Below are 8,747 nucleotides of genomic sequence, written 5' to 3' on the forward strand. Positions count from 1 at the left end.
GCGCCGTGGCGGGAACAGGTCAGCGCGGTGCGCGTATTTGCCGGCGAGCCGCTTCCGGCACCGGATAATGATACGGTGGCGGTGATCACCGGCTCCTGGGATATGGTGACGGATCGCCTGGCGTGGAGCGAGATGACCGCGGAGTGGATCCGCGCCGCGATGACCATCGAGATGCCGCTGTTTGGCGTCTGCTACGGTCATCAGCTGATGGCCCACGCCCTGGGCGGCGAGGTGGATTACCATCCGGCCGGGCGCGAAACCGGGAGCAAAACCATTTCGCTCTCCGCCGCTGGCCTTGACGATAGCCTGATTGCCGACCATCCCGAGCCCTTCAGCGCCCACCTGACGCACCTGCAAACGGTGACCAAACTGCCGCAGGGAGCGACGGTGCTGGCCTCGTCCGAGCACGATCCGCATCAGATCGTTCGCTACGGCGCCCACGCGCTGTCGACCCAGTTCCACCCCGAAATCACCCCGGAGATTGCCCGCTCGCTGATTTACTACCGCCAGGCGGTGCTGCGCAGCGAGGGGATTGACCCGGACAGGCTGAGCGGTGCGGTTGAGGAGAGTCCGGTAGCCTCGGCGATTTTGACCCGCTTTGTCGCTCACTATCTGACCCCGGATCGCCGAACGGCTTAAGCCTGCGGCGCTTTCTCCTGCAGCCAGGCAGCCGTTTCGCAAAGAATTTCGTCCGAGAGCGCCGAATCGCTGGTCATTCGCGCCAGAATCACCGCCCCGACCATCGCCGACCAGCTGCCGATGGCCGCGCGGCGCCTCGCCGCGTCATCTTCCCCGTTAACGGTCCTGCTCAGATTGGCTATCTGCTGCTTCAGCCCGGCGGTCATTTCGCTCCGCGCCGGCTCTGACTGGCGGATGGGGCCGGCAGCCAGCGCCGCCAGCGGGCAGCCGCTGGCAAAATTGTCCCGATGCTCCGGGGAGAGGTAGCGTTCTATTTGCGGCGCGCTGCCGTTTTCAACGGCGCCGCTCGCCGCCTTCAGCTCCGCAAGGGTCAGAGCGATCAGCTCATCCTTCGATTTGAAGTAGCCGTAAAATCCGCCGTGGGTAAGACCCGCTGATTTCATGATATCGGTGACCGTGACCGCATCAAAACCCCGCTCGCGAAACAGACGACCGGCGGCGGCAAGGATTGTCTGCTTATTCTCTTCGACCTGTTTTCTGCTCACTCTCATGGCGTTATCCCGCGCTGAAAATTATTTATGATGACCATCATATAACATTATTTACAGCATACCCAGCCTGTGACATTATTCATGACGACCATCATGTATAAATCCAGGGGAGTACAGAATGAGCAGCAAATCAACCGTACTGGTAACCGGCGCATCGACCGGGATTGGCGCAGTCTACGCCGAACGCTTTGCCCAACGCGGCCACGATCTGATTCTCGTCGCGCGCAATACCGAACGCCTTACCGCGCTGGCCCAGCGTCTGCGCAGCGAGGCCGGGGTGCAGGTGGACATTTTAGCCGCCGATCTGACGAACAATGACGACGTTGCCACCGTCGAGCAGCGTCTGCGGGAAGACGCGCGCATCGGCGTGCTGATCAACAATGCCGGCACCTCTATTCCCGGCGACTTCCTCAGCCAAAGCAGCGAGGAGATAGCCCGGCTGATTGCCCTCAACGTGACGGCGGTGACCCGGCTGGCTCATGCTATCACACCCCGACTGGCGGCCGCGGGGGAAGGGGCGATTGTCAACATTGCCTCGGTTGTCGGGCTGGCTCCGGAAATGGGCCTGACCGTGTATGGCGCAACCAAAGCCTTTGTGCTGTTTCTCTCTCAGGGGCTCAACGTCGAGCTGGCCGCGAAGGGGATTTACGTCCAGGCGGTGCTGCCGGCGGCGACCCGCACCGAGATTTGGCAGCATAGCGGCAAAGACGTGGATGCCATTCCCGGCCTGATGGAGGTGGATAAGCTGGTGGACGCGGCGCTGGTTGGTTTCGATCGCCGGGAGCGGGTCACCATTCCGCCGCTGCATGACGAAGCGCAATGGAACGCCATGAATGCGGCGCGCCAGGCGATGCTGCCCGGTTTCGCGCAGTCGGAACCGGCACCGCGCTACCGCGCCTGACTCCTTCTCGTGACGTTGTCACCTAAACGTCAGCCCATTCAGCGCCTCCGCCATCAGCTGTCCAAGCATCGCGCAGGCGGGGGCGTTGCGCGCCTGCAGCGGATTCTCTTCGAGGCCGATGGCGAGGCTGCCGGGCGATGGCAGCAGCCCGCCGGCGGAACGCAGGTTCTGCGGCATGCCGATTTTGGTTCGCACCGTCAGCCCTAATCCGGCCTGCACCGCCGCCCAGACCCCGCTGAGGCTATGGCTTACAAACATCACCTGCCACGCAATGGCCGCCGCATCAAGCGCAGCGATAGCCCTGGAGCGCATCAGGCACGGGCTTTCAAACATCACCAGCGGCAGCGGTTCGCCGGCGGCCAGCAGGGCGGCGACGTCGAGGTCCGGATGATAAATCCACTCCAGCGGGCACTGGCCGAAGGTGTGCCCGGCGTTGTCGGTTTGCCACAGCAGCGCCATATCCAGCGTGCGTTCGGCCAGCGCCTGACGCAGGGGCAGATTGCGGTCCACCCTGGCGACGATCCGCAGCTGTGGGTGGTGGCGCTTAAACTGGCCGAGGATCCCCGGCATCAGGGATTCGCCAAAATCCTCCTGCATCCCGATGCGGATTTCACCGCTCAGCCGTTCGCCTTTGAGGGCGCGCAGGGTCTCATCGTTGAGCTCGAGCATGCGTCGGGCATAGCCCATCAGCTTTTCGCCCTCGGCGGTGAGCGCCAGGTGGCGGCCCTGTTTCACCACCAGCCCGGCGTCGCACTGCATCTCCAGCTTCTTAAGCTGAGCGCTGACCGCCGAGGTGGAGCGCGACAGGCGCACCGCCGCCTGGGCAAAGCTGCCGCATTCGATCCCGGTCACAAAGGTGCGTAGCGCATCGAGATCCAGCGCCGGCGTGAGCTTTTCCATAATCATCCTCTTATTCAGGACGATGACTCCTGAATTATTCGATTTTCAGGAAGGTACTGTGGCACCACACTGGCCCCAACGTCAATATTACCTTCCGGAGCTACCATGATCGTTATGCAATACCGTTTTACGCTGCCCGCCGACTACGACATGTCGATTATTGAGCGCCGCATTGCCGACGGCGGCGCAAAGCTGGACGGCTTTCCCGGCCTGGTATTTAAAACCTATCTTTATTCCCGCCGCGATGACCGCGCGATGCCCGCGGCGGAGAACCGCTACGCGCCACTGTACGTCTGGCAAGACGCCGGGGCGGTGGCGCGCTTTCTGCAGAGTCCCGGTTTTGCTCGCCTGTGCGAGGACTTTGGCTGGCCGCGCATTGAAAGCTGGCTGGCGCTGCGGGTCCCGGAGGTCGCGGAGGTGATGAACAAGCCCTGGCTGAGCGTTGAAAAACGCGCCATTGCGCCGTTCAGCGATCTGGCAAACCTCGACCTGCAGGGGTCGCTCTGCGCGTGGGACGTGAGCCGCTGGCGGCTGATGGAGGTGAGCTTTGGCGATGCGCCGTCGGCGGCAGGAGAGAGCTATCGCATCGGCTACGTGGCGCGAGGAGAGGCGTAAAAAAAGCCGATAGGGTGAGCTATCGGCTTTCGGGAGGCTAACGTCCCGGGCGGGGCGGCAAGGGGCGCAACCCCGGATCGGGCGCAGGTGCCGTCATCCGGGCGTTCAGCTTACTTTGCCAGCACTTCCTGGGCGGTGCGTTCAACCAGGTTCAGCAGCACCTTCACGTCATCAAGGGTGACGATTGGGTTCAGCAGCGTCAGCTTCAGGCAGGTGACGCCGTTGTGCTCGGTGACGCCGACGTTGGCGCGACCGGAGTCCAGCAGCGCGTCGCCGATGCGCTGGTTGAGCAGGGCGATGGCGGCATCGTCGCTGCCCGCGGTCTGCTGCGGGCGAGAACGGAACAGCACGCTTGCCAGCTGCGGCTCCATCACCAGCTCCAGCGTCGGCTGGCTGGCAACATATTCAGCGACGTTTTTCGCCATCGTCACGCCGTGATCGATAATTTCCGCGTACTGCTTCTGCCCCAGCGCTTCCAGCGCCATCCACAGCTTCAAGGCGTCGAAGCGGCGGGTGGTCTGCAGCGATTTGGACACCAGGTTCGGTACGCCGTTTTCTTCATCGAACTCGGAGTTCAGGTAGGCCGCCTGATAGCGCATCAGCTCGTAGTGGCGCGCGTCTTTTAGCAGGAACGCGCCGCAGCTGATGGTCTGGAAGAACTGCTTGTGGAAGTCCAGGGTGATGGAGTCCACGCACTCAATGCCGTCCAGATAATCGCGGTAGTGCTCGGAAAGCAGCAGCGCGCCGCCCCAGGCCGCGTCCACGTGCAGCCAGATCTGATACTCCGCCGCAATCCCGGCAATCACGCGCAGCGGGTCGATAGCCCCCGCGTCGGTGGTGCCCGCGGTCGCCACGATCGCCATGATCTGCTCGCCGTTGGCCTGCGCTTCGGCAATTTTCGCCTTCAGGTCTTCGACGTCCATGCGGGCAAAGCGGTCGGTTTTGACCAGCGTGACCGAACGGTAGCCGAGGCCCATCAGCGCCATGTTCTTCTGCACCGAGAAGTGGGCGTTTTCAGAACAGAACACTTTGTACTTACGAATATCGCCCGGCAGACCATCCTGCTGAATCGAGTGACCCTGGCGGGCGAAGAATGCATCGCGCGCCAGCATCAGGCCCATCAGGTTGCTCTGGGTGCCGCCGCTGGTAAATACGCCAGCGTCGCCTGCCCGGTAGCCCACCCGGGCGCGCAGCCACTCGATCAGCTTCATCTCGATGATGGTGGCTGACGGGCTTTGATCCCAGGAGTCCATGCTCTGGTTGGTGGCGTTAATCAGCACTTCCGCCGCCTGGCTTACCACCAGGCTTGGGCAGTGGAGATGCGCCACGCACTGCGGGTGATGCACCGACAGGCTGTCTTTCAGGAAGTACTCGATCGCACGCTCAATCGCCGCCTGGTTGCCCAGACCCTGTTCGGTGAACTCAAGGGTAATGCGCTCGCGCAGCTCGGCGACGCTTTTGCCTTGATACATCTCAGGCTGCTGCAGCCACTGGGCGACGGCCTGGCTGGTCTGAGCGATAACCTGCTGGTACGCCTCAATGCTCTGCGGCGAACCGGCAAGGATCGGATTCAATTGGGACATGGCGGTCACTTACTCCACTCAGACCGGTTTTACGCCGGCGGCCAGCAGGGCCTGTTCAAATTTGTCGAAGAAAATTTCCAGCTCAGCGTCGCTGATCAGCAGCGACGGCAGCAGGCGCAGGACGCAGCCGTTACGGCCGCCGCGCTCAAGGATCAGGCCCGCTTCGAAGCATTTTTTCTGCAGCAGGGCAGAGAGCGCGCCGTCTGCCGGGTAGCAGCCCATATGATCCTGAGCTTCGTTCGGCTTCACGATTTCGATGCCGATCATCAGACCGAGACCGCGAACGTGGCCGATGACCGGGTAGCGTTTCTGCATGTCGGCCAGCTTGCCTTTCAGCCACTCGCCCTGGGCCGCCACTTTACCGGCGATGTCGTTCTCTTTCAGGTGACGCAGGGTGGTCAGGCCGGTAGCCATCGCCAACTGGTTGCCGCGGAAGGTGCCGGTATGGTGGCCAGGTTCCCAGGCGTCAAACTGCTTCTTGATACCGAGAACGGCCAGCGGCAGACCGCCGCCGACGGCTTTTGACATCACGATGATGTCCGGCTCAATGCCCGCGTGCTCGAAGGCAAACAGCTTGCCGGTACGCGCGAAGCCGGCCTGGACTTCATCGATAATCAGCAGAATGCCGTGTTCCTGAGTCACTTTACGGATGCGCTGCAGCCACTCGACCGGCGCCGGGTTCACGCCGCCTTCGCCCTGAACGGCTTCAAGGATCACCGCCGCAGGCTTGCGTACGCCGCTTTCAACGTCGTTGATCAGGTTTTCGAAGTAGTAGGTCAGCGCCTTCACGCCGGCTTCGCCACCGATACCCAGCGGGCAGCGGTACTGATGCGGATACGGCATAAACTGCACTTCCGGCATCATGCCGTTAACCGCTTCTTTCGGCGACAGGTTGCCGGTCACCGACAGCGCGCCGTGGGTCATCCCGTGGTAGCCGCCGGAGAAGCTGATAACCGAAGAACGGCCGGTGTATTTTTTCGCCAGCTTAAGCGCCGCTTCAACGGCGTCGGCGCCGGAAGGGCCGGTGAACTGCAGGCAGTATTCTTTACCTTCGCCCGGTAATAAAGAGAGCAGGTATTCGGAGAAGCGATCTTTTAACGGAGTTGTCAGATCGAGGGTATGTAACGGCAAGCCGCTGGTAATGACACTTTGGATGCTCTGCAGCACGTCAGGATGGTTATGGCCAAGCGCCAGGGTTCCTGCACCGGCAAGGCAGTCCAGGTACTGTTTGTTATCCGCATCGGTCAGCCATACGCCTTCCGCTTTGGTAATCGCGAGCGGCAGCTTGCGCGGGTAGCTTCTGACGTTCGATTCGAATTCGGCCTGACGGGCCAAAAAGGTTTCGTTGTTTGCGTCCAATAAATCTGCACTTAAAGTATCAATACGGACTTTATCCGTCATCATATCACTCCCACAACCAGGGTTACGGTTGAACTCTGGTTGAATAATTGGTTTAAGAAAATGAATCGCCATTCATAAAGCGCGCACAATATATGGCTTTTTAAATCCGCATTCAATGTTTTATTTATTGCGCTATTTTTACGCTATTTTTACATTGTTAAATTTAATGTTAACTGATTGATTAATAACGAGTATTATAACATTCACAAAACCATAAAAAGTGTAATTATTAGTGTGGATTTATGCCTTTCTTTATTACCGCTTCGTTGATGCTGCCGGTGGAAATAGTTCCGCCGGCAGTAAGGTTACTCAATGTAGTTCGATAGCGTACTGCGATAAAGGTGTGATTTTTTTAACCAACTTGTTGTTAAACAAAAACTGTTCGTAGGCTTCGTAGCGCGGCTTGTCCAGCGCCGCGGGGTCGCTGGCGAACAGCGGTATCGTTTTGAGCCACGCCTGCTTGTTGAGTTCGGTATTGAGCTCAGGGTGAGCGGCGGCGAAAGCCTGCCACGTCTCCTGCGGGTGAGCGCGCAGCCAGGTCACGCCTTTTTGCAGCGCAACGAGGAATTTTTTGATCTTCTCCGCGTGCGCTTCATCGCGGTTGGCGACAATCACCAGCTCGTCGTAGGCCGGCACGCCGTAATCCTCGACGTTCATCACCTGCGGATCTTTGCCCTGCAGCTTCAGCTCCAGCGCCTCAATATTGCGATAGCCGCCGATAACCGCGTCAACCTGGCCGGCAAGCAGGGCGCTGGTCAGCTGGAAGTTAACGTTAATCAGCTTGATACTTTGCGGGTCGATATGCGCCGACTGCGCCATGGTCGCCAGCGTCGCCTGCTCGATGCCGCTCACCGAGTAGCCCACCTTTTTCCCCTTCAGGTCGGCCGGGGTTTTGATGTCCTTGTCCAGCGCAATAATGGTGTTGAGCGGCGAGTTAATCAGCGTCCCGACGCGCACCAGCGGCAGCCCCTCATCGGCGAAAAAATGCACCTGCGGCTGATAGGTGATGGCGAGGTCGGCCTGGCGAGCGGCCACCAGCCGCGGCGGTAGCGCCGGATCGGATGGCGGAATGATTTTGACGTCGAGCCCCTGTTCCTTAAAGGCGCCAATCTGTTCCGCCACCATAATCGGCGCGTGATCCGGGTTGATGTACCAGTCCAGCACCAGGGTTAGCTTCTCGTTCGCCGCGGCGTGTCCGCTGATAAGCGCGCTAAGGGCCATCCCGGCAAAAATACGTTTACTCATGGTATTCCTTATTATCCGTACAGGTCATTATTCCGGCGTCCAGTCGATCAGCCGATGCAAGAAAGCGTCAACCGCCAGCCACAGCAGGACGGTCAGCAGCACTAAAATAAAGAGGGCCGCAAAGCAGATGTCGGTCTGCAGCCGGGCGTTGGCGTTGAGCATGACGTAGCCGAGCCCTTCGGCAGAGCCCACCCATTCGCCGATGATGGCGCCAATCGGCGCGACGGCGGCGGCCATCCGCAGGCCGGATCCCAGCGCCGGCAGCGCGGCCATCAGCCGCACGTGGCGCAGCTGGGCGCCAAAGGAGGCGCCCATCGTGCGGGCCAGATCGAGATAGTCATGATTGACCCGCCGCAGGCCGTCAAAGAACGCGGAGGTGACGGGGAAGAAGATCACCAGCACCGCCATCATCACCTTGGCGCTCATCCCGAAGCCAAACCACAGCACCAGCAGAGGGGCGAGCGCGAACACCGGGATGGCCTGGCTGGTCAGCACCAGCGGCATTAGCCAGCGCTGCAGCCGCGGCGAAATAATCATGCACAGCGCCAGCACCACGCCGAGCAGGACCCCGAGCAGCAGCCCGCTGACAATTTCGCTCAGCGTCACCAGGGTATGCCAGCCGAGATACGCCCGGTTGAGCCACAGGGCGCTGGCGACCGCCGAGGGAGAAGGAAGCAGGAAGGCGGGGATCCCGCTGCGGGTCACCAGCCACCAGACCAGCAGCAGGCCGCTAAATACCACCGCGCCGCGAAAGAGTTTGCCCCTCATCCGTCGGCCCTCATTAGCTGCTGCAGCAGCTCCGCCTGGCTGGCCAGCAGCGCGGGATCGTCCGCCGCGCGCGGCGGCAGGCCGGTCAGATGGTGCGAATCGTCGATCCCGCCCGCAGACGGAGAAAGCACCAGCAGGCGGGGG

The 8,747-nt window shown here is 61.0% G+C and carries 9 protein-coding genes and 1 pseudogene; 3 read left to right on the plus strand and 7 right to left on the minus strand.

Translation table 11 applies throughout. From position 1 onward, the window contains the following. Window positions 1-639: glutamine amidotransferase (locus PFH44_RS22180; protein ID WP_283826162.1), on the plus strand; the 639-nt coding region annotated here is incomplete at its 5' end. Here the strand turns inward: PFH44_RS22180 and PFH44_RS22185 are convergent. Continuing rightward, the gene (locus PFH44_RS22185) at window positions 636-1,190 is read right to left on the minus strand and encodes a TetR/AcrR family transcriptional regulator (RefSeq protein ID WP_283826163.1); all 555 of its coding nucleotides are present in this window, start codon (window positions 1,188-1,190) and stop codon (window positions 636-638) included. The genes PFH44_RS22180 and PFH44_RS22185 overlap by 4 nt on opposite strands. A gap of 118 nt (window positions 1,191-1,308) precedes the next feature. Between PFH44_RS22185 and PFH44_RS22190 the strand changes: the two genes are divergently transcribed. After that, a complete protein-coding gene (locus PFH44_RS22190; protein WP_283826164.1) occupies window positions 1,309-2,091 on the plus strand; it encodes an SDR family NAD(P)-dependent oxidoreductase in 783 nt (260 codons plus the stop codon). A gap of 18 nt (window positions 2,092-2,109) precedes the next feature. Here the strand turns inward: PFH44_RS22190 and PFH44_RS22195 are convergent, their stop codons facing one another. Continuing rightward, entirely contained in the window at window positions 2,110-2,997 is an 888-nt protein-coding gene (locus PFH44_RS22195; RefSeq protein ID WP_283826165.1) for a LysR substrate-binding domain-containing protein, read from the minus strand. Between the two features lie 99 nt (window positions 2,998-3,096). Between PFH44_RS22195 and PFH44_RS22200 the strand changes: the two genes are divergently transcribed. Further along, window positions 3,097-3,606: a DUF4865 family protein gene (locus PFH44_RS22200; RefSeq protein ID WP_283826166.1), complete on the plus strand. Its 510-nt coding sequence runs from the start codon at window positions 3,097-3,099 to the stop codon at window positions 3,604-3,606. Between the two features lie 110 nt (window positions 3,607-3,716). On the opposite strand, the gene PFH44_RS22205 is transcribed toward PFH44_RS22200, so the two are convergent. From PFH44_RS22205 to PFH44_RS22225, 5 genes and pseudogenes are all read right to left on the minus strand, one after another. Then, window positions 3,717-5,198, minus strand: coding sequence for a pyridoxal phosphate-dependent decarboxylase family protein (locus PFH44_RS22205; RefSeq protein ID WP_283826167.1), 1,482 nt, complete (start codon window positions 5,196-5,198; stop codon window positions 3,717-3,719). A 9-nt stretch (window positions 5,199-5,207) separates the two neighbouring features. Further along, complete coding sequence (locus PFH44_RS22210; protein ID WP_045855334.1) at window positions 5,208-6,593, minus strand: diaminobutyrate--2-oxoglutarate transaminase; 1,386 nt, start codon at window positions 6,591-6,593, stop codon at window positions 5,208-5,210. A 306-nt stretch (window positions 6,594-6,899) separates the two neighbouring features. Next, entirely contained in the window at window positions 6,900-7,835 is a 936-nt protein-coding gene (locus tag PFH44_RS22215) for an ABC transporter substrate-binding protein (protein WP_128878222.1), read from the minus strand. A gap of 27 nt (window positions 7,836-7,862) precedes the next feature. Continuing rightward, on the minus strand, window positions 7,863-8,603 hold the full coding sequence (locus tag PFH44_RS22220; RefSeq protein WP_241783265.1) for an ABC transporter permease: 741 nt from the start codon (window positions 8,601-8,603) through the stop codon (window positions 7,863-7,865). Continuing rightward, window positions 8,600-8,747: pseudogene (locus PFH44_RS22225) on the minus strand (ABC transporter ATP-binding protein); the annotation flags it as partial. The gene PFH44_RS22220 and the pseudogene PFH44_RS22225, both read right to left, overlap by 4 nt.

This window comes from Klebsiella sp. Ech2A (assembly GCF_030078455.1).
GTDB lineage: Bacteria > Pseudomonadota > Gammaproteobacteria > Enterobacterales > Enterobacteriaceae > Klebsiella > Klebsiella terrigena.